The sequence below is a fragment of the Acidovorax sp. GW458-11-26-14-TSB4 genome, assembly GCF_059423865.1.
The window spans coordinates 57,683-76,234 of the sequence record NZ_JBWKYR010000004.1 but is presented as its reverse complement, the minus strand read 5'-3'; the positions used below and the strand labels follow the sequence as shown (position 1 = coordinate 76,234).

16 protein-coding genes and 1 pseudogene are annotated in these 18,552 nt (G+C 70.2%); 10 read left to right on the top strand and 7 right to left on the bottom strand.

Features of this window, described 5'->3' with window-relative positions:
- Positions 1–50: 50 nt before the first annotated feature.
- Together AC07X5_RS10950 and AC07X5_RS10945 are read right to left on the bottom strand one after the other, a co-directional pair.
- On the bottom strand, positions 51–1,697 hold the full coding sequence (locus tag AC07X5_RS10950) for a serine hydrolase domain-containing protein (protein WP_494770161.1): 1,647 nt from the start codon (positions 1,695–1,697) through the stop codon (positions 51–53).
- A 47-nt stretch (positions 1,698–1,744) separates the two neighbouring features.
- The gene (locus tag AC07X5_RS10945) at positions 1,745–2,707 is read right to left on the bottom strand and encodes a LysR family transcriptional regulator (protein WP_494770160.1); all 963 of its coding nucleotides are present in this window, start codon (positions 2,705–2,707) and stop codon (positions 1,745–1,747) included.
- 112 nt (positions 2,708–2,819) lie between these two features.
- On the opposite strand from AC07X5_RS10945, the gene pdxA reads away from it, so the two are divergent.
- On the top strand, positions 2,820–4,568 hold the full coding sequence (pdxA, locus tag AC07X5_RS10940; RefSeq protein ID WP_494770159.1) for a 4-hydroxythreonine-4-phosphate dehydrogenase PdxA: 1,749 nt from the start codon (positions 2,820–2,822) through the stop codon (positions 4,566–4,568).
- Here pdxA and AC07X5_RS10935 read toward each other — a convergent pair.
- Entirely contained in the window at positions 4,516–4,986 is a 471-nt protein-coding gene (locus AC07X5_RS10935) for a MarR family winged helix-turn-helix transcriptional regulator (protein WP_494770158.1), read from the bottom strand. The genes pdxA and AC07X5_RS10935 overlap by 53 nt on opposite strands.
- A 71-nt stretch (positions 4,987–5,057) precedes the next feature.
- Between AC07X5_RS10935 and AC07X5_RS10930 the strand changes: the two genes are divergently transcribed.
- Positions 5,058–5,972 carry a haloalkane dehalogenase gene (locus AC07X5_RS10930; protein ID WP_494770157.1) on the top strand — a complete coding sequence of 305 codons (915 nt, stop codon included), beginning with the start codon at positions 5,058–5,060 and terminating at the stop codon, positions 5,970–5,972.
- On the opposite strand, the gene AC07X5_RS10925 is transcribed toward AC07X5_RS10930, so the two are convergent.
- The gene (locus AC07X5_RS10925) at positions 5,923–6,900 is read right to left on the bottom strand and encodes a tripartite tricarboxylate transporter substrate binding protein (protein ID WP_494770156.1); all 978 of its coding nucleotides are present in this window, start codon (positions 6,898–6,900) and stop codon (positions 5,923–5,925) included. The two genes, AC07X5_RS10930 and AC07X5_RS10925, sit on opposite strands and share 50 nt — an antisense overlap.
- A gap of 153 nt (positions 6,901–7,053) precedes the next feature.
- Here AC07X5_RS10925 and serB point away from each other — a divergent pair, with 153 nt between their 5' ends.
- Together serB and AC07X5_RS10915 are read left to right on the top strand one after the other, a co-directional pair.
- A complete protein-coding gene (gene serB / locus AC07X5_RS10920; RefSeq protein ID WP_494770155.1) occupies positions 7,054–7,767 on the top strand; it encodes a phosphoserine phosphatase SerB in 714 nt (237 codons plus the stop codon).
- A gap of 80 nt (positions 7,768–7,847) precedes the next feature.
- Positions 7,848–8,333, top strand: a complete 486-nt coding sequence (locus tag AC07X5_RS10915) for a redoxin domain-containing protein (RefSeq protein WP_494770154.1) — start codon at positions 7,848–7,850, stop codon at positions 8,331–8,333.
- Between the two features lie 46 nt (positions 8,334–8,379).
- Here AC07X5_RS10915 and AC07X5_RS10910 read toward each other — a convergent pair.
- Together AC07X5_RS10910 and AC07X5_RS10905 are read right to left on the bottom strand one after the other, a co-directional pair.
- Positions 8,380–8,826 (bottom strand): annotated as a pseudogene (locus tag AC07X5_RS10910) (LysR substrate-binding domain-containing protein); the annotation flags it as partial.
- Positions 8,827–8,860: 34 nt separating this feature from the next.
- Positions 8,861–9,514 carry a lysophospholipid acyltransferase family protein gene (locus AC07X5_RS10905; protein WP_409955608.1) on the bottom strand — a complete coding sequence of 218 codons (654 nt, stop codon included), beginning with the start codon at positions 9,512–9,514 and terminating at the stop codon, positions 8,861–8,863.
- 1,037 nt (positions 9,515–10,551) lie between these two features.
- Between AC07X5_RS10905 and AC07X5_RS10900 the strand changes: the two genes are divergently transcribed.
- The 3 genes from AC07X5_RS10900 to AC07X5_RS10890 are packed head-to-tail and all read left to right on the top strand — an operon-like array spanning position 10,552 to position 14,127.
- Positions 10,552–11,040: a (2Fe-2S)-binding protein gene (locus tag AC07X5_RS10900; RefSeq protein WP_494770153.1), complete on the top strand. Its 489-nt coding sequence runs from the start codon at positions 10,552–10,554 to the stop codon at positions 11,038–11,040.
- Positions 11,037–13,175: a xanthine dehydrogenase family protein molybdopterin-binding subunit gene (locus AC07X5_RS10895; RefSeq protein ID WP_494770152.1), complete on the top strand. Its 2,139-nt coding sequence runs from the start codon at positions 11,037–11,039 to the stop codon at positions 13,173–13,175. The genes AC07X5_RS10900 and AC07X5_RS10895 overlap by 4 nt, the downstream gene beginning before the upstream one ends.
- A 19-nt stretch (positions 13,176–13,194) precedes the next feature.
- Positions 13,195–14,127, top strand: coding sequence for a helix-turn-helix transcriptional regulator (locus AC07X5_RS10890; protein WP_494770151.1), 933 nt, complete (start codon positions 13,195–13,197; stop codon positions 14,125–14,127).
- 6 nt (positions 14,128–14,133) lie between these two features.
- On the opposite strand, the gene AC07X5_RS10885 is transcribed toward AC07X5_RS10890, so the two are convergent.
- Positions 14,134–15,129 carry a LysR family transcriptional regulator gene (locus AC07X5_RS10885; RefSeq protein WP_494770150.1) on the bottom strand — a complete coding sequence of 332 codons (996 nt, stop codon included), beginning with the start codon at positions 15,127–15,129 and terminating at the stop codon, positions 14,134–14,136.
- Between the two features lie 280 nt (positions 15,130–15,409).
- Here AC07X5_RS10885 and AC07X5_RS10880 point away from each other — a divergent pair, with 280 nt between their 5' ends.
- The 3 genes from AC07X5_RS10880 to AC07X5_RS10870 are packed head-to-tail and all read left to right on the top strand — an operon-like array spanning position 15,410 to position 18,517.
- The gene (locus AC07X5_RS10880) at positions 15,410–16,504 is read left to right on the top strand and encodes an aromatic ring-hydroxylating dioxygenase subunit alpha (protein WP_494770149.1); all 1,095 of its coding nucleotides are present in this window, start codon (positions 15,410–15,412) and stop codon (positions 16,502–16,504) included.
- A 31-nt stretch (positions 16,505–16,535) separates the two neighbouring features.
- Positions 16,536–17,516, top strand: coding sequence for a tripartite tricarboxylate transporter substrate binding protein (locus AC07X5_RS10875; RefSeq protein ID WP_494770148.1), 981 nt, complete (start codon positions 16,536–16,538; stop codon positions 17,514–17,516).
- Positions 17,513–18,517 (top strand): PDR/VanB family oxidoreductase, encoded by a 1,005-nt coding sequence (locus AC07X5_RS10870; RefSeq protein ID WP_494770147.1) that lies wholly within the window; start codon positions 17,513–17,515, stop codon positions 18,515–18,517. Before AC07X5_RS10875 ends, AC07X5_RS10870 begins: the two co-directional genes overlap by 4 nt.
- Positions 18,518–18,552 lie beyond the last annotated feature (35 nt).

Sequence of the window (18,552 nt, the reverse complement as noted above, 5' to 3'; positions counted from 1 at the left end):
TGCCGTCGCCACGCGTTCGTGTTGGAGGCTGGAAGTCGTCACAGAGGTTGTCACTCCGCCCGCCCCCGCACCTGCCCCTTGAACCCCCAGTTGTTCTCCAACCCCAAATTCACCGCCTTGCCGCCGTCCTCGAACTTGAGCGTGACCACCGTGACCTCCCCATCCGCCACCGAGCGCGAGATCAACTGAAACGTCTGCGCATCGAGCCAGTGGCCCTTGACGGCGATGACGGCGTTGGGGCCTTGCGGGGCGGTGCGGTACTTGCCATCCAGCCCCAGCGGGCCGGTGACCGGCTCGCGCGGCACATCGGGGCGGCTGGGGTCAAAGCTGGCCTCGTAGCGCGGGCTCGCGGGGGTGAAGTCCAGCACCAGGCGCTGCAGGCCCAGGGCGTTGCGCTCCAGCAGCCAGGCCTTGCGCGACACGGTGGCGGCCAGCTCGGGCGTGGGGCCCACGGGGTTGGGGCTGGGCTTGTCCACCCCGGCGTCGCGGATGCGGGCGGCGAGCTGGTCTTGCGCGGCGGCATCGGCCGGCAAGGGCTCGCGGGAGCGCACGGCGGCGGTGACGTGGTCGATGAACGCGGGCAGCGGGTAGTTGCGCCGGCCCGTGACGGCGACCACCACGTCGATGTCGGGCAGCACCACGATGAGCTGGCGGTTGAAGCCGGCCGTGAAGTAGGCGCGTTTGGACGGAATGCTCCACCAGCCGTTGGCGTATTTGAAGGCGGGTGCAGCGCTGCCAAAGCCCATGTCCACCACCGGATTGAACACTTGCTCCACCCAGGCGGCGGGCAGCAGTTGGCGGCCGTTCCACTGGCCCCGGCGCAGGTACAGGTAGCCGATGCGCGCCATGTCGCGCGGGTGCAGGTACAGGCCCCAGCCGCCGACTTCCAGGCCCTGCGGGTCCTTCTTCCAGCGCACGTCGGTGATGCCCAGGGGGCCGAACAGGCGCTTTTGCGCATAGGACAGGGTGCTGCCGCCGGTCTTTTGCGCCACGATGGCCGAGAGCAGGTGGGTGTTGCCGCTGTTGTAGTTGAAGCCCGCGCCGGGCGCCTGGGCCATGGGGCGGTCGAGCACAAAGCCCTGCCAGTCGCGCGCGCGGCCCAACTGCAGCATGGTCTCGGGCACGGCGTCGCTGAGCGGCTCGATCCAGTGCAGACCCGAGGTCATGTCGAGCAGATGGCCCAAGGCCATGGCCTTCTTGGCTGCGTCCACATTGGCGACCTTGCGGTCGGCAAAGAATTCGAGCACGGGTGCATCGCGCGAGGCGATCAGCCCGTCCTGGATGGCCATGCCGGTGAGCGTGGCGACGACTCCCTTGGTGGTGGAGTTGACGGCGTGCTTGAGCCCTTCGCGGTAAGGGGCGTAGAAGGCCTCGGCGACCAGGCTGCCGTGGCGGGTGACGAGCAGGCTGTCCATGCCCTGCGCGGCGCCAAAGTCGACGAGCTTGGCCAGCGCCGCAGAGTCCATGCCCTGCGCCTCGGGCGTGCTCTCGGCCCAGTCGTCACCGGGCCAGAGGGTGGTGGACGGCGCGGTCGCCGATGATGCAGCCGATGCGGTGGGCGCCGCGGCGTCCTGCTGCGCCCCTGCCGTGAACGGTGCGGCGGCGCTGGCCAGCAGCACGGCCGTGGCCTGCCGGCGGTTGATCGCTGCGGCTGCTGCCGATTTACCCGTCGCCTTGTCGTGCCTGTGCATTGCCATCGCCAGCCTCCCTTTGCGCATGTTGTGCTGGAATCATATGCGGGCGGCTACGCTTGCCTGGGCCCCCTTTTGGGGGACTGTTGGCGTTTGCCCACGGCGGGCAGCGGTGGTGGCACCAGGCCTTCGCACGCTGCGCGCAGCCACACCAGCACGGTGTGGAAGACATCGCCATCGTCCACGGCCGCGCGCGGCGCCATGAGCTGGTAGCAGCTGCCATCGGCCACAAAGCCGCGCGGCGCGCACAGCACACCGCTGGCAAGGTCGTCGGCCACCAGGGCCAGGGGGCCGATGGCCACGCCGGCACCGGCCACGGCGGCCTGCAGGCTTTGGTAGAAATGCTCGAAGCGGATGGCGCGCGTGGGCTGCAGCGGTGTGCCGGCCAGCGCGGACCAGCTCTCCCATGCGTCCGGCCGGGTGGCGGTGTGCAGCAGCACGCCCTGCAGGGCAGCGCCTTGCTGCGGCCCGAGGGCGGCGGCCACATCGGGGCGGCACACAGGGCCGATGTGCTCGTGCACAAAGGGCTCGGCCAGCACGCCATCGTCCAGTGCAAAGTCGTTGCGGCGAATGGCCAGGTCGATGCCGTCGCGCTCGAAGTGCACCACGCCGCCGGCCGAGACCAGGCGCAGCTCGCGCTCGCCGCCAATGGCCGCCTGCAAATGAGCCAAACGTGGGATGAGCCACCGGATCAGCAAGGTGGGCTCGCACGACAGCACCAGCGGCCGGCCCGGCCCCGCCGTGCGGCGTGCCCGCGCCAGGGCGGCGCGCAGGCGGTCGAGCGTCGCGGCCACGTCATCGGCCAGCACCTGGGCCGTGGGCGTGGCCACTACCGCGCGGCTGCTGCGCTGGAACAGCGCAAAGCCGAGCTCACCTTCCAGCTCGCGCACGGCGCGGCTCACGGCGCCATCGGTCACATGCAATTCGCGCGCAGCGCGCCAGACGCTGCCATGGCGCACCGTGGCCTCGAAAGCGCGCAGGGCGGACAGCGGGGGCAGGCGGGTGTCTGGCGGCATGGTTGAAGGCTTGATTGAGTTCTGCTCAATCATGCCTGAGATCAAATCGGTTTTCTTCATCCCACGAAAAGAGCACAGTCACTGCTTCTGATTGACTGGTATGCAAACGATGATGAGAACTGCAGCGAATGGTGCCCTCCCCCTGGCCATCACCATGGGCGACCCGGCCGGCATAGGCCCCGAGATCATTGCCAAGTGGGCGGCGGCACGCCCCAAGGGGGCTGCGCCGTATGTGGTGCTAGGCGACGCCGGCGCGCTGCAACGGGCGCTGGCACTGGTGGGCGCGCCCTTGCAGGTGCGGCCCATGGGCGACCGATTGGAGGACCTGAACGAAGCCTTGCAGCAAGGCGCCCTGCCCCTGCTGCAGGCCTGCGCGCCACTGCCTGACGATCTGCCCATGGGCCGGGTGGATGCGCGCGCCGGGGCCGCCGCCCACGCCTGCGTGCAGCGCGCCATTGACCTGGCACTGGCGGGCCGGGTGGCCGGCATCGTGACCGCGCCGTTGCACAAGGAGGCGCTGCGCGCCGCCGGTGTGCTGCACCCCGGCCATACCGAGATGCTGGCCGAGCGCGCGGGTACCACCGACTTCGCGATGGTGCTGGCCAATGGCGAGCTGCGGGTGCTGCTGGTCTCCATCCATCTGGCGCTGCGCGACGCGGTTGCCGCGGTGACGCCGGAGAGCGAGCTGCGCGCCATCCGCCTGGCGCACCGTGCCTGCCTGGGCTTTGGCATTGCACAGCCGCGCGTGGCGGTGGCAGGGCTCAACCCGCATGCGGGCGAGGGCGGGCTGTTCGGCCATGAAGACCGGGACATCATCGCCCCGGCCATCGCCGCGGCGCACGCCGAAGGCATCGACGCCACGGGCCCCTGGCCGGGGGACACGGTGTTCATGCGCGCGCGCCAGGGTGCGTTCGACATCGTGGTGGCGCAATACCACGACCAGGGCCTGATCCCCGTGAAGTACCTGGGTGTGGACCAGGGCGTGAACATCACCGTGGGCCTGCCGTTCGTGCGCACCTCGGTGGACCATGGCACGGCCTTCGACATCGCGGGCACGGGCCGGGCCGATGCGTCAAGCCTGGCACATGCGGTAGAGCAGGCGGCCGCCATGGCGGCGGCGCAGGTGCCGCCCGCGCTACCGGACTTCATCTTCATGCTGACCCGGCACGACCGCACCATTGCCGACGCGCTGGAGCAACTGCCCGCCGTTCTGGCTGCGGGGGTGCGGCACATCGGATTCAAGGACATCGGCCTGCCCTGGCCCGAGCTGCAGCACCTGGCCGATGCCATCCACGCGGGCGGCGCGCAAAGCTACCTGGAGGTGGTGAGCCAGGACGTGGCCAGCGAGCTCGCATCGGCCCGCGCCGCCGTGGCGCTGGGGGTGGACGTGCTGATGGGCGGCACGCGGCCCGAGGCGGTGCTGCCGCTGCTGCACGGCCGCCCCATCCGCTACTACCCGTTTGCCGGGCAGGTCACGGGCCACCCGAGCGTACTGCAGGGCAGCGTGCAGGACATCGTGGCCAGCGCGCGCCGCATTGCGGCGATGCCCGGGGTGCATGGGCTGGACTTGCTGGCCTACCGGTTTGCGGGCGATGCGGGCCAGGTGCCGGCGCTTATCCAGCAGGTCTGCGCAGCGGTTGGCAAGCCCGTGGTGGTCGCCGGCTCCATCGACCGCGCCGAGCGTGTCGCGGTTGTGGCCGCGGGCGGTGCTGCGGGGTTCACGGTGGGCACGGCGGCGCTCGATGGGACGTTTGAGACCAAAGAGCCGGGGCTGGGCGCCCAGCTGCTTGCCATCCAGCGGCTTCAGCTCACTCGGCCCCCGACTGCAAGCGCCCCAGCAACCGCGCCAGCGCTTCCTTGACCGCATCGAGCTCTCCCGGCCCTACCAGGGCCGCCCACTGCGCCTCGGTGCGGCTGCCCGCGGCCATGGCCAGCGGCCGGATCTGCTGGCCCCGCGCGGTGAGGAACACCAGGCGCGAGCGCTTGTCCGTGGGGCTGGGGCGGCGCTCCACATAGCCGAGCTTTTCCAGCTCGTCCACCGTCTGCGCCATCGACTGCTTGCGCACGCGCGCCAACTGCGTGAGCTCGCTCACGGGCATGCCTTCGGGCGGGACAAAGGTGAACACGCTGGCATGCGCCGCGCGCACGTCGCCAAAGCCGGCCTCGGCCAGGGCATCGTCCACCGCGCCGGAGAACTGCTGGTGCAGCAGGCGCAGCAGCACGCCCAGGGAGCCGGGTGTGCTGGCGGCGGCCGTGGTGGAAGTGGTCGATGGGTTCATGGCTAATTTGACAGGTACCTGTCCATTTCACTAAACTAGACAGGTACCTTACCATTTTTGAAAGTCGCCTCATGCCCGCCATTTCCGTTCTCGACTCGCAGATCCACTACGAAGACACCGGCACCCCAGGGGCCGGGCCGGCCTGGGTGTTTCTGCATGGCAACCCCGTCTCGTCTTACCTGTGGCGCAAGGTGCTGCCCCGTGTGCAGGGGCTGGGCCGCGGCCTTGCACCGGACCTGATCGGCATGGGGCGCTCGGGCAAGCCCGACATCGCCTACAGCTACGACGACCATGCGCGCTACCTCGCGGCCTGGTTCGATGCGATGGACCTGCAGGATGTCGTGCTCGTGGGCATCGACTGGGGTGCGTCCCTCGCCTTCGACTGGGCGCGCACGCATGCGCACCGGGTGCGCGGCATCGCGTTCATGGAGACCATCGTCAAGCCCATGGCCTGGGCGGACTTCCCCGCAGCGGCACGGCCACGCTTCGAGGCGTTTCGCACGCCGGGGCTGGGCGAGCGGCTGGTCATCGAAGAGAACCAGTTCCTCGCAGGCTCGCTCACCGCCACGGTGCTCACGCCGTTGGCGGCGGCCGACCGTGCGGTGTACGAGGCACCGTATGCCACGCCTGAAAGCCGGCGTCCGCTGCTGGCCTGGCCGCGTGCCATGCCCATCGAAGCGTCGCCCGCCGACGTGGTGGCGCGCGTCGAGGCCTATGGCGACTGGCTGGGCAGGTCCGGTGATGTACCGAAGCTGCTGCTCACCTTCACTGGATCGCCCACGCTGATGATTGGCCCGGCCATGGAGGCCTGGTGCCGCGCCAACATCGCAAGCCTTACGGTGCGGGACTGCGGCGCTGCAGGCCACCTGGCGCCCGAGGACCAGCCCGGGCGCATTGCCGATGCGCTCGTGGCCTGGGCGGCCAGCGCCCTTGTGCCTACTGCTTCTGGATGCCTGCCTGCTGGATCACATCGCCCCAGCGCTTGATCTCGCGCGCAAAGAAGTCGGCCTGCGCCTGGGGCGTGCCACCGCTGGCCTGCACGCCCAGTTGCAGCAGCCGGGCCTTGACATCGGGCGCGTTGAGCGCGGCATTGGTATCCCTGTTCAGCCGCGCAATGATGTCGGGCGGCGTGCCCGCCGGCGCGGCAAAGGCGTTCCACGAGGCCACGTTGAACTGCGGCGCACCGCTCTCGGCCACGGTGGGCACCTGGGGCAGCGCGGGCGAGCGCTTCTCACCCATCACGGCCAGGGCGTGGAGCGTGTTGCCCGAAATCTGCGCCAGCACCGGCGCCAGGATCTCCACGGCCGCATCCACCTGCTCGCCCAGCAGGGCGCTGACCACGGCCGATGTGCTGTTGAACGGCACGATGGCCACGTCGATGCCCAGGCTGTGCTTGAACAGCTCGGCCGCAAGGTGCTGGGTGCTGCCGATGTTGATGGTGCCGATGTTGAGCTTGCCGGGGTTGGCCTTGGCATAGGCCAGCAACGCAGCGATGTCCTTGAAGCGCGACTTGCTGCTGGCGACGAGGGCGATGTCGAAGGTGCCGAGCAGGGACACCGGGGCGAAGCTCTTCACCGGGTCGAACGGCAGGCTCTTGAACAGGCCGGCGCTCACTGCATTGCCATTGGACATGAGCAGCAGCGTGCGGCCATCGGGCGCTGCCTTGGCCACCGCGTCGGCCGCGACGATGCCGCCAGCGCCGGGCTTGTTGTCCACCACGATGGGCTGGCCCGTGGCCTCGGTCATCTTCTGCGCCACCGTGCGCGCCGTGAGGTCGGCCACGCCGCCGGGGCCAAACGGCACGACCAGGCGGATGGGGCGCTTGTCGGCGGACTGTGCCGATACGCCCGTGCAAACGGCGGCGGCCAGCAGCAGCAACAGGGCCCGGCGCTCAGGGTTCAAAGGAAAAGTCATGCTTTGTACTATGACAAAAACGGGATTGTGCTACCACAAGGCACAGGCACTGAGAGCTATGCCCCATCGGCATAGGTACCCGGGCCGTAGGAGGGGGGCACCCTGGTGGGCGATACCATTGGGGGGTTCCGATCTCCGAACCTGCCTCTTTCCATGAAAAACGCCACCGAATTCGCCCCCGGCCTCGTCGTCCAGGGCATCGACGCCCCGCTGTCCCTGTCGAGCTACAAGCTGATCGCCTTCGACATGGACTCCACCCTGATCAACATCGAGTGCGTGGACGAGATCGCCGACGCCGCCGGCCGCAAGGCCGAGGTGGCCGCCATCACCGAGGCGGCCATGCAGGGCCTCATCACCGACTACAAGGAAAGCCTGCGCCAGCGTGTAGCCCTGCTCAAGGGCGTGACCGTGGCCCATATGGAGCAGGTGTTCAGCGAGCGCCTGCGCTTCAACCCCGGCGCCAAGGAACTGGTCAGCGCCGCCAAGGCTGCGGGCCTGACCACGCTGCTGGTTTCGGGCGGCTTCACCTTCTTTGCCGACCGCGTGAAGGCGGGCCTGGGGATCGACTTTGCCCGCTCCAACATGCTCGAAGTGGAGAACGGCCTGCTCACCGGCCGCATGCTGGACCAGGCCTGGGGCGACATCTGCGACGGCGCAGAGAAGCGCCGCACCCTGCTCGAAGTGGCCTCGCTCATGGGCATTGCGCCCTCGCAGGCGATTGCCGTGGGCGACGGCGCCAACGACCTGCCCATGATGGGCGCAGCCGGCCTGTCGGTGGCCTACCACGCCAAGCCCACGGTGCGTGCGCAGGCCAAGGTGGCGATCAATGAAGGCGGTCTCGACCGCTTGCTGGAAGTGCTGCGCTGACTATCTCTGCCCTGCCCCACCGCGCCTGGCAATCGCTGCGCCGAGGCTGGCGCCAGCACCTCGCCACCTTACTGCTGGCCGTGCTGGTGGTGGCCGGCGTGGATGCCTGGCGCACGCGCGACCTGCCCACAGGCCCCGCGCCCGACGCGGCCATCGCCCTGGCCGATGGCACCACCACCACGCTGGACCAATGGCGCGCCCAGCACCCGGGCCGCGCCGTGGCCCTGCATTTCTGGGCCGAGTGGTGCCCGGTGTGCAAATTCGAAGAGCCATCGGTCGCCAGCCTGTCCGCGGACTGGCCCGTGCTGGGCGTTGCCATGCAGTCCGGTAACGCCCAGCGCGTCTCCCAGGTACAGCGCCAGCGCGGCATGCCCTGGCCCACGGCGGTGGACCCGCAGGCCGAGCTGTCGCGCGCCTGGGGCGTGCGCGTGGTGCCCGCCCTGGTGGTGGTGGATGCGCATGGCGATGTGCGCTTTGCGACCAGCGGCTACACCCCGGGCTGGGGCATGCGCTGGCGGCTGTGGTGGGCGCAGGCGGTGCCCAGCCTGCGCGCCTTGACGGGCTGAGCAAGGCCCACGCCGGATCGGTCATCCGCTTCGCCCCGTCCTGCACCCATTCCATGAAGGCCAGTTGCCCCGGTGCTGCAGGCCGGTCCCGGTCGATGCACACGAAGTAGCCGCGCCCCGTGGAGACCGGCAGCGCAAAAGGCATCACCAGTTCACCGCTGCGCAGTTCGCGCTCGATCAGGCAGGGCTGGTTGATGGCGATGCCCACACCTTCCTTGGCCGCGAAGATCAGGTTCATGCTCAGGTCATAGACGGGGCACGGTTTGAGCTCGCGCTGCAGGCCGGCGGCGTTGGCCCAGCGCGCCCAGTTGTCGGGAAAGTTGGTGCAGGGCCTGTCAACACTGATTTCGGGGTCGCGAAGGCCCTTCCCTTCGGCTTGCCCGACCGGGCGCTTGAGGCGTGGCGCCACCTGCGGTGCGTACACGGCAAATGGCTGCGCTTTGCGCCTAGGTCGCACGCGTTCTGGCCGCCTGCTCGGACACGCCGGATTCATCCATACCTTCTGAGCCGGCACTGCGCGAAGCGCCTCAGTCGGGGCGCTGCTCCGCAACGCGCTTCATCGCCTCATCCATCGCCACCGTGAGTGCCAGGGCCGATTCCTTGTTGGCCGTGGCATCGGGCGGCAGCACGATGGGCGGCCCGAAGGTGATGCGGATGCGCGGGCGGGTGAAGAAGTGGCTGGCGCGGATCTCGCCCGGCCCGTCGAAGTGCGCCGGCACGATCTGGCCCTTGGCGCGCAGGCAGATGGTGGCAGCGCCGCGCTTGGCCTCGGGGTTCTCGGCATTGCGCGTGCCCCCGGGGAAGATCAGCACCAGCTGGCCCGCCTGCACCAGCGAGACCACCTGCCGGATGGTGGCGGTCGAGGGGCTGCCCCGGTCCACCGGAAAGCCGCCGCCCGAACTCACGAACCAGGCGCCGAGTTTGGTTTCGAACAGCTCCTTCTTGGCCATCTGGTGCAGCTTGCGCGGCAGCGCGGCATAGCCCACCCACAGCGGATCGGCCCAGCCCACGTGGTTGCACACCACGATCTTGCCGCCCGGCGTGTCCAGATGCTCGGCCCCGATCACCGTGACCCGGGCCACCCGCGACATGAGCACGCGCAGCACGCGCACGAAGAGGTTGGGCTTTTGCAGGGCGGGGGACGCAGAAGCGGAATCCGAAGAGGGTGTGGCGGTGGTCATCAACTACAAACAAAGGCGGCGGTCGGGAAGGCGCGGGGGGTGGGGGGCGGTTTGCGGCCCGCCTGCCACCGGAATGATAAGCCTGTGTGACAGTTCGCCACGGCAGATTCCCTTTACGGGGGGTGCCAACTGCAACGCAATGTGTGGCCCGGGACCTGTGCAGGCTGACTGCGCCGGTCCCCAGCGGCGTCGCTGTCCTTGGCACATGCTCCAGTTGGAAGACAGTTCTGGCTGCAGAAGTCGGCATGGCAACGGCGGGCTGTCTCCTGAGGTTGCCGGGATGTGTGACCGGCTGTTCAGCGCTTGTTTGGCTGCATGCCTTTGTTGAGAGCGGAGGCCGGGTCTCGGCCCGGCGGCCGAGGTACCTTTCTTTGCGTCGCCAGAAACGTACCCCAAAGAAAGGCGACCCCGCTGCCCGTGTCCCCCTCGCCGGTGGCGAGGGGGCAGCCTGCGATCCCAGGCCCTGCGCTTCTCGGCACGGTCAGAAGGGGGTGGGAACGGGCTCCACAAGGGCCATTGCTTCGCTCGGCCCCAGTTGCCTCGCTGCGCTTGGCCTGGGCAGGGCCGCCGCGCCAGTTGCGTCGGCAGCGCGCAGCGCGTAACCGACACCCGGCGCGGCTGCGCAGCAGCAGCCGGGTGGTACCCGCTCCCCACCCCTGCTGGCTGCGCCGAGAAGCGCAGGGCCTGGGGTGGGTTCGTGTGCCGAAGGACACACGCACTTCGTGATCTGGCTCGTCGCGGATGTTTGAGCGGAGTTCGAAGAACGCAGCGAGTTCCGCGACGCCACCCCAGGACCGAGCATCGCAGGTCGCCCGCAGCGAAGCGGAGGGACGCAGACTGGGGGCCGCCTTCTCTTTGGTGACTTTCTCTTGGCGGCCCAAGAGAAAGTTACTGCGCCGCCGGGCGCACATCCCGGCCTCCGCCCTCAACCAAGGCATGCGCCCACCACAACCCCAGATGGCGCAATTCTTCAAGACACACAACCCCCTCGACCCAGACACTGCGCCCATCCCCATAGCACAGGCCGGAGACGCAACATGCACCTCACCATCAACGGACAAACCCACCCCGTACCCGAGGGCTGGGAACACGAACCCCTCCTCTGGCTCCTGCGCGAAACCGCCGGCCTCGTCGGCACCCGTTTCGGCTGCGGCGCAGGCCTGTGCGGCGCCTGCACGGTGCTGGTGGACGGCGAGGCCGCCCGCGCCTGCCTGCTCACGGCCCAGGCGCTGCAGGGCCGAGCCATCACCACCATCGAAGGGCTGGCCGCGGCAGACGGCACCCTGCACCCCGTGCAGCAGGCCTGGATGGAGCACAAGGTCCCCCAGTGCGGCTACTGCCAGAGCGGCCAGATCATGGGCGCCGTGGCCCTGCTGCGCGCCACGCCCCGGCCCGACGATGCGCAGATCGACGCTGCCATGGCCGGCCACCTGTGCCGCTGCGGCACCCAGCGGCGCATCCGTGCCGCGATCCACCATGCAGCAGCGGGCCCGGGCCCATCACCCACCGCCAAGGCAGCGCCATGAAGCGCCGCCACCTGCTGGCCGGCACAGGCCTGGCCGCCATCACCGTGGTGTTCGGTGCCGGCTGCTCGCTGGTGCCCGTGATCCCCAAGCGCCCCGCCCCGACGCCCGAGAACGCCCAGGGCTGGATACGCCATGGTGCCGACGGCCGCTACACCCTGTGGGTGCCCTGCACCGAGATGGGCCAGCAGATCAGCACCGCGCTGCAGTCCCTGGCCGCGGCCGAACTGGGCGTGGAGCCGCAGGCCGTGCAGCTGCGCCTGCCGGGCACGGGCGACATCGCCCGCGTGCGCGCCACCGTGGGCAGCGCCAGCGTGCAGGACTTTGCCCTGCCCCTGGCCCAGGCCTGCGCCACCCTGCGCGAGGCGCTGGCCAGTGGCGTTGCCCAGGCAGGCAGCAGCACCACTGTGCAAGCCCAGCCGCTGCCGGCCAGCGCGTTGCGCAGCTTCCAGGCCCTGGCGTCCGCGCCGCCCGTGGCGCCGGAGTCTGGGCCTGTGGCACCTGCGCCCGGGCAACTGCACGCCATCGTCACCGGCCAGCCCCTGTTCGCAGGCGATGCGCGCCTGCCCGGCATGCTCTATGGCCGGGTGCTGCGCGCGCCGGCATCGGCCGAGCTGGATTCGCACCCCGGCGCCATGGACGAGGCCGCCGCCCGCGCCGACCCGGCCTGCGTGGCCGTGGTGCGCAGCCCGCTGCTGCGGCAGATGAGCAGCCTGGGCGTGGGCATCGTGGCGCGCAGCCCGGCCGCGCTGGACCGCATCGAGGCCGCGCTGGCCGTGCAGTGGGAGGTGCAAGGGGGCTTTGAGCCCGCCGAGATCGCAGAACGCATCGACATCGACCAGCACCTGGCGCACGGTTCCCTGCGCCATGTACCGCGCGGCGACACCATGCCCGAGGGCGAGGCCTGGAGCATCGACCTGCGCATGGACATCCCGCTGGCCGCGCACGCTCCCATCGAGCCACGCAGCGCCACCGCAGTCTGGAGCCCCAAGGCACAGAACGGTCATCCCGTGCTGCGCGTCTGGGCCGGCACGCAGGACCTGTTCTATGTCCGCGACGTGCTGGCGCGCCACCTCGCGCTCGATGCCGAGCGCATCGCGGTGCAGGCCTGCCGCGTGGGCGGCGGCTTTGGCGGGCGCACGCTGTGCACGGTGGAGCTCGAAGCCGCCGTGCTCGCGCAGGCCGTGGGCGCGCCGGTCAAGGTGCACTGGAGCCGGGCCCAGGAGTTCGCCCAGGGCTTCCAGCGCCCGCCGTCGAGCCACCGGGTGCGGGCCCGCGTGCGCCAAGGCCAGGTCACGCACTGGTGGCATGCGTTCGCCAGCAGCCACATCCTCTTCACGCCCGCAGCCATGCCACCGTGGATGCAGGCCCTGGCCGACTTCGCGGGCGACAGCGGCGTGGCACGTGGCTCGCAGCTGGCCTACGCCGTGCCGCAGCAGCGCACCGAGTTCACCGCCCAGCGCCTGCCGGTGCACACGGGCCCCTGGCGCGGCCTGGGCGCGGGCCCCAACACCCTGGTGGTGGAAAGCGCCATGGACGAATGCGCGCGCCAGGCCGGCGCCGACCCGCTGGCCTGGCGCCTGGCCCATACCACCGACAAGCGCCTGGCCGCCGCGTTCGAGCGCGTGGCGCGCGAGGCGCGCTGGCCGGAGCGCCCCGCCAGCGACGCCACCACCCTGCGCGGGCGCGGCATTGCCGGTGGCATCTACAAGGGCGTGAGCTACGCCGCTGCCGTGGCCGACGTGGCGGTGGACCGCGCCAGCGGCCAGGCGCGCGTAACGGCGATGTGGTGCGCCCACGATTGCGGCCTGGTGCTGCAGCCCGACGGCGTGCGCGCCCAGACCGAGGGCAACCTGGTCTGGTGCCTGGGGCTGGTGCTGCACGAAGAACTGCCCATGGCCGCATCGCGCGTGGCGGCCGCCACCTTTGCCGACTATGCGCTGCCACGCATGGGCGATGTACCGCCCCTGCATGTGCACCTGATCGAGAACAGCAGCGCGCCGCCGACCGGCGCGGGCGAGACGGCCATGGTGGCCGGCGCGGGCGCCATTGCCAACGCGCTGCGCGACGCCACGGGCCACCGGTTCACGCGTTTCCCGGTGCGCAGCGAGCATGTCTTGCACGCCCTGAAGGCGTGAAGCACGCACAATGCCCGCCATGCAGGACGACGATCACAACGACTTCGCCAGCGCCGCCATGGTCCGCCTGCTGGTGCGCGCCATGGCAGCGCAGGGCCTGGCGCTGCCACCCGGCCTGCCCGCACCCGCGGCCCTGGCCGGCAGCCATGTGCCGCTGGACTGCAAGCGCGCCGTGGTGCAGGCGGTGCTGGCCCAGGGCGGCCCGGCCCTGCTGCTGAACCTGGCACGCCAGGTGCACGGGTTGCAGGGCGACCCGCTGCACCGTGCGCTACTGGGCGCCAGCGATGTGCCCGGCCTGCTGGCGCAGGACCCGGGCCGCGTCAGCCTGCACCACCATGCACGCCCCGGCAAAGGGGGTGCACCGTTGCCGCCGGAGAGCCTGGCCGTTCTGGGGGTGCTGCTCGGCTGCTGCGAGGCATTGGGCGTGCCCGGCCTGGCGGTGCACCTGGGCGGCGGCACCGCACTGCCGCTATCAGCGGGACCCGACCTCGCGGCAGCACTGGCCACTGCCATCGCCCAGGGCCATGCCAGCCACTGGGCCTTGCACTGGCAGCCTACCGCCGTGGCCGCCATGCCCGAAGCCGCACCGACGCCCGGCCCGCAGTCCACCCTGTGCGACGCCCTGCCCTGGCCGGCCCTGGCCCACCAAATTGCCCGGCGCGTGCTGCACGACCCCGCTGGCGAGCACTCCGTCCAGGCACTGGCCCGCTCGCAAGGCCAGGCCAGCCGCACCCTGCAGCGCCACTTGGCCGCGCACGGCCTGAGCTGCCGCACCATTGCCACCGAAGCGCGCACGCGCAGCGCCGCGCAGTGGTTGCTGGACACGCCCCATGGCATCGCCGAGATCGGTTTCGCCTGCGGCTTTGCCGACCAGCCCCACTTCACGCGCGAGTTTGCGCGCCAGGTGGGCATGACACCGGCACGCTACCGACAGGCGTTCACCGCTGGATGAAAGCAGCTACGCCTTGCGCGCACGCTTCGGTTTGCGCGCAGGGGCGGGTGCGGCATGGGCCGCCCGGTCGCCCAGCCACACATCGGGGTAGTGCTCGAAGGTCTGCTTCATCAGCTCGCGCAGCCAGATGATGGCCGGGTCGTGGTGAAAGCGCGAGTGCCAGTGCTGGTTGAGCGCGAACGGCGGCAGGGTCACCGGCGGCGGCACCATGCGCACGCTGCCGTAGCCCTTGAAGACCTCGGCCAGTTGCAGCGGCACGGTGGCGATGAGTTCGGGGTGCGCGTCCATGAGCAGCGGCACCACCAGGAAGTGCGGCGTGGTGAGGAACAGGTTGCGCTTGACGCCCTGGCGCTCCAGCTCGCTGTCGTAGGCGCCGCTCACGCTGCCCGACAGCGTCACGGCGATCTGCGGCATCTTCTCAAACTGCGCCAGCGTGAGCGTGTCGCCCACCGCGGTGTTGCGCGCGCTCACGATGGTGACGAAGGAGTGCATGAACAGCCGCTGCTGGAACAGCCCCTCGGGCGCGCTGCGCATGGAGCCCACGGCCAGGTCGGCCTCGCCCGAGGCCAGCACCGCCTCGACCTGCGCGGGCGGCACCTGCAGCGTGTGCAGCGTGCAGTGCGGCGCCTCGCGGCGCAGGCGGCTGATGAGCGGGGGCAGAAAGACCAGCTCGCCCATGTCCGTCATGCACAGGGTGAAGGCGCGGTGCGCCGTGGCGGGGTCAAAGCGCGCCTCGGACAGCACCTGCTGGCGCAGGATGGCCATCATGCCGAGCACCGGGTCCACCAGGCCCTGGGCCTTGCGCGTGGGCACCATGCCCGTGGCCGTGCTCACGAACAGCGGGTCGTCGAAGAACGCGCGCAGCCGGTTGAGCGCGTGGCTCATGGCGCTCTGGCTCAAATTCAGGCCCTGGGCGGCGCGCGTGACGCTGCGCTCGCGCACCAGGGCATCGAACACGGTCAGCAGGTTGAGGTCAAGGTCTCCGATATGCACCGTGTTCATTCCTTGCATGCACTGCATGTTGTTTACGAATAATGGCCTGCTGCCTATGCTTGCGTCAAGCGTTCACCAAGAGGAACGCATCCCACCCGGAGACAAGCCCATGGCAGCCATGACCCCGCCGACCCCTTCCAGCGCGTAACGCGCTCACCCGCTGCACCCTGCAGCACCGCACCCTTGCCGATCAACGCCTTTGCGGCCACCGCCCTGCGGTGCGCCCGTGGCATGCCTCGCCCTGAAAACGCCGAGGCCCGACCTGCACACACAACGGAGCCCCCAACCCATGTTCATCAAGAACACCTGGTACGTCTGCGCCTGGGACCACGAAGTCCCGCACGAAGGCATGTTCGCCCGCACCATCACCGGCATCCCCATCCTGTTGTACCGCGACAGCACGGGCGCCATCGTCGCGCTGGAGGACCGCTGCTGCCATCGCGGCGCCCCGCTGTCGGCGGGCCGGCGCGAAGGCGACTGCGTGCGCTGCATGTACCACGGCCTCAAGTTCGACAGCAGCGGCCAGTGCGTGGAGGCGCCCGCGCAGGACCGCATCCCTCACCAGGCGCGGGTGCGCAAGTTCCCGGTGGTGGAGCGCCACCGCTGGGTGTGGATCTGGATGGGCGATGCCGGCCGCGCCGACCCAGCGCTGATCCCCGATACCCAGTGGCTGGACCACCCCGACTGGCGCAGCCAGGACGGCTACATCCACTACGACGTGAACTACCTGCTGATCTGCGACAACCTGCTGGACTTCTCGCACCTGCCCTTCGTGCACCCGGGCACGCTGGGCGGCAGCGCCGACTACGCCGCCGCTAGGCCGCAGGTGGAGCGCATCGAGGGCGGCGTGCGCATCACGCGCTGGGCCATCGCCACCGAGGCACCGGCCTTTGCCAAGGCGGTGAAGACCTGGCCCGGCAAGGTGGACCGCTGGAACATCTACAACTTCACCATCCCCGCCGTGCTGCTCATGGACTCGGGCATGGCGCCCACCGGCACCGGCGCGCAGGAGGGCGCGCGCGTGGACGCGGCCGAGTTCCGCGGCTGCCAGGCCATCACGCCCGAGACGGCGAACTCCACGCACTATTTCTTTGCCCACCCGCACAACTTCGCCATCGACCAGCCCGAGGTGACGGCCTCCATCCACCAGGCCGTGGTGACCGCCTTCGACGAGGACCGCGACATCATCACCGCGCAGCAAAAGAGCCTCGCCCTCGCGCCCGATTTCAAGATGGTGCCCTTTGCCATGGACGCTGCGCTATCGCAGTTCCGCTGGGTGGTGCAGCAGCGCCTGCAGCAGGAGGCGGCCGAGGAAGCGCTCAAGGCCGCGCAGGCCGGCGCGCAGCCGGTGCACATCGTGCGCCCGGCGCCCCAGACGACCTGATCCCCCACAACAACCCCAGGAGACAAACCCAATGCTGACCACCCACCTCGTGCGCACCCTGGCGCTCGCCGCCCTGCTGCCTGCCGCCGCTCTGGCCCAGGACGCCCCCTACCCTGCCAAGCCCGTGCGCGTGGTCGTGCCCTACCCGGCGGGCGGCGCCACCGACTTCATTGCCCGCAGCATCGGCGAGCGCCTGTCCAAATCGCTGGGCCAGGCCATCGTGGTGGACAACAAGCCCGGCGCCGCAGGCGGGCTGGGCGCCGGGGAAGTGGCGCGCGCCAAGGCCGACGGCTACACCCTGCTGCTCACCATCACCGACACACAGATCAACAACACGGCGCTGTTCAAGTCGCTGCCCTACGACCCGCAAAAGGACTTCGCCTTCATCACCCAGGTGGTGCGCAGCCCGGCCCTGGTCTCGGTGAATGCCGAGACACCGGTCAAGAGCATGCAGGACCTCAAGCAGTTGGTGGCCGGCAGGAAGGGCAAACTCAGCTATGCCTCCTGGGGCATCGGTGGCCTGGGGCACCTGGCGGGCGAAAGCCTCAACCGCGAACTGCAGGCCGACATGGTGCACTCGCCCCAGCGCGGCGAGGGGCCGGTGGTGACGGACCTGCTGTCCAAGACAGTGGACATCGGCCTATCGAGCGTGGCCAGCGCCAAGCAGCATGTGCAGGCCGGCAAGCTCACGCCCCTGGCCGTGCTGGGCCGCGAGCGCTCCACCGCGCTGCCGCAGGTGCCCACCTTGCGCGAGCTGGGCTTTGCCGACCCGCTGTTCGACACCAATGTGTGGATCGCCGTGCTGGCCCCGGCCCGCACACCCGCGCCCATCGTCAGGCGCCTGGCCGACGAGATACGCGCCATCGTCGCCACGCCCGAGCTGGCAGCGCAGTACACCGAACGCGGCTTTGAGGTGATGAACACCACGCCCGAGCAGTTCGCCGCCAGCTACCGGGCCGAGTTCGGGGTCATCACCAAACGCATGCGCGACTTCGGCGTGGAGGCGCAGTGAACCCGCTGGCCCCCGCCCCCTTGCTGGCCCTGCGCGTGCATGCCGTGCGCGCCGAGGCGCGCGACGTGCTCTCCATCGAACTGCGCAGCACGGACGGCGCCGCGCTGCCGCCCTTCAGGCCCGGCGCGCACCTGGAAATCACGCTGCCCGCTGGCACCGATGGCCGGCCGGCCCTGGTGCGCCACTACTCGCTGTGCAACAGCGCGGCAGAAACGCACCGCTACGTCGTCGCCGTAGGCCTGGCGCCCGCCAGCCGCGGCGGATCGCTGGCCGTGCACGAGCAGCTGCGCGTGGGCCAGGTGCTGCAGGTGCGCCCGCCGCGCAACCACTTCGCGCTGGCCGAGGGGGCCGCGCACTACCGTTTCATCGCAGGCGGCATCGGCATCACGCCCATTGTGTCCATGCTGCGCTGGTGCGAAGCCCATGGCCAGCCCTGGTCGCTGCTGTACTGCACCCGCAGCCGCGTGCGCACCGCCTTCTACGAGGAGCTGCGCGCCTACGGCACGCGCGTGCAGTTCCACTTCGATGACGAGGCAGAAGGCCGGCATGTGGACCTGGCGCAGATACTCTCCCCCGCGGCCGATGGTGAGCACATCTACTGCTGCGGCCCCGCCCCGCTGATGCGCGCCGTGCAGACCGCGAGCGCAGAGCGCCCGCCCGGCACCGTGCACTTCGAGTGGTTCTCGGCAGGCGAGCCCGCGCCCGACGCGCCTACTGCGCCAGCGGACACCGAGCGAGGCTTCGACATTGTCCTGGCGCAAAGCGGCCAGCGGCTCCATGTGCCGCCCGACCAGAGCATCCTCGATACGCTGGAACAGCACGGCATGGCCGTGCCCTTTGCCTGCCGCGAAGGCCTGTGCCGCACCTGCGAGACGGGTCTGTGCAGCGGTGAGGCCGACCACCGGGATATGGTGCTGAGCGATGCGGAGCGGGCGGCGCAGAAGACCATATTGCTGTGCGTTTCGCGCGCCAAAAGTGCGGTGCTGGAGCTGGACCTGTAAGAGATCGCCACGCGAAAGCCAGATACGATGAGGTC

Excerpts from the sequence above, each read along its gene's own strand:
- AC07X5_RS10950 (WP_494770161.1), bottom strand. The coding sequence starts at position 1,697 with ATGGCAATGCACAGGCACGACAAGGCGACGGGTAAATCGGCAGCAGCC.
- AC07X5_RS10945 (WP_494770160.1), bottom strand. The coding sequence starts at position 2,707 with ATGCCGCCAGACACCCGCCTGCCCCCGCTGTCCGCCCTGCGCGCTTTC.
- pdxA (WP_494770159.1), top strand. The coding sequence starts at position 2,820 with ATGAGAACTGCAGCGAATGGTGCCCTCCCCCTGGCCATCACCATGGGC.
- AC07X5_RS10935 (WP_494770158.1), bottom strand. The coding sequence starts at position 4,986 with ATGAACCCATCGACCACTTCCACCACGGCCGCCGCCAGCACACCCGGC.
- AC07X5_RS10930 (WP_494770157.1), top strand. The coding sequence starts at position 5,058 with ATGCCCGCCATTTCCGTTCTCGACTCGCAGATCCACTACGAAGACACC.
- AC07X5_RS10925 (WP_494770156.1), bottom strand. The coding sequence starts at position 6,900 with ATGACTTTTCCTTTGAACCCTGAGCGCCGGGCCCTGTTGCTGCTGCTG.
- serB (WP_494770155.1), top strand. The coding sequence starts at position 7,054 with ATGAAAAACGCCACCGAATTCGCCCCCGGCCTCGTCGTCCAGGGCATC.
- AC07X5_RS10905 (WP_409955608.1), bottom strand. The coding sequence starts at position 9,514 with ATGACCACCGCCACACCCTCTTCGGATTCCGCTTCTGCGTCCCCCGCC.
- AC07X5_RS10900 (WP_494770153.1), top strand. The coding sequence starts at position 10,552 with ATGCACCTCACCATCAACGGACAAACCCACCCCGTACCCGAGGGCTGG.
- AC07X5_RS10895 (WP_494770152.1), top strand. The coding sequence starts at position 11,037 with ATGAAGCGCCGCCACCTGCTGGCCGGCACAGGCCTGGCCGCCATCACC.
- AC07X5_RS10890 (WP_494770151.1), top strand. The coding sequence starts at position 13,195 with ATGCAGGACGACGATCACAACGACTTCGCCAGCGCCGCCATGGTCCGC.
- AC07X5_RS10885 (WP_494770150.1), bottom strand. The coding sequence starts at position 15,129 with ATGAACACGGTGCATATCGGAGACCTTGACCTCAACCTGCTGACCGTG.
- AC07X5_RS10880 (WP_494770149.1), top strand. The coding sequence starts at position 15,410 with ATGTTCATCAAGAACACCTGGTACGTCTGCGCCTGGGACCACGAAGTC.
- AC07X5_RS10875 (WP_494770148.1), top strand. The coding sequence starts at position 16,536 with ATGCTGACCACCCACCTCGTGCGCACCCTGGCGCTCGCCGCCCTGCTG.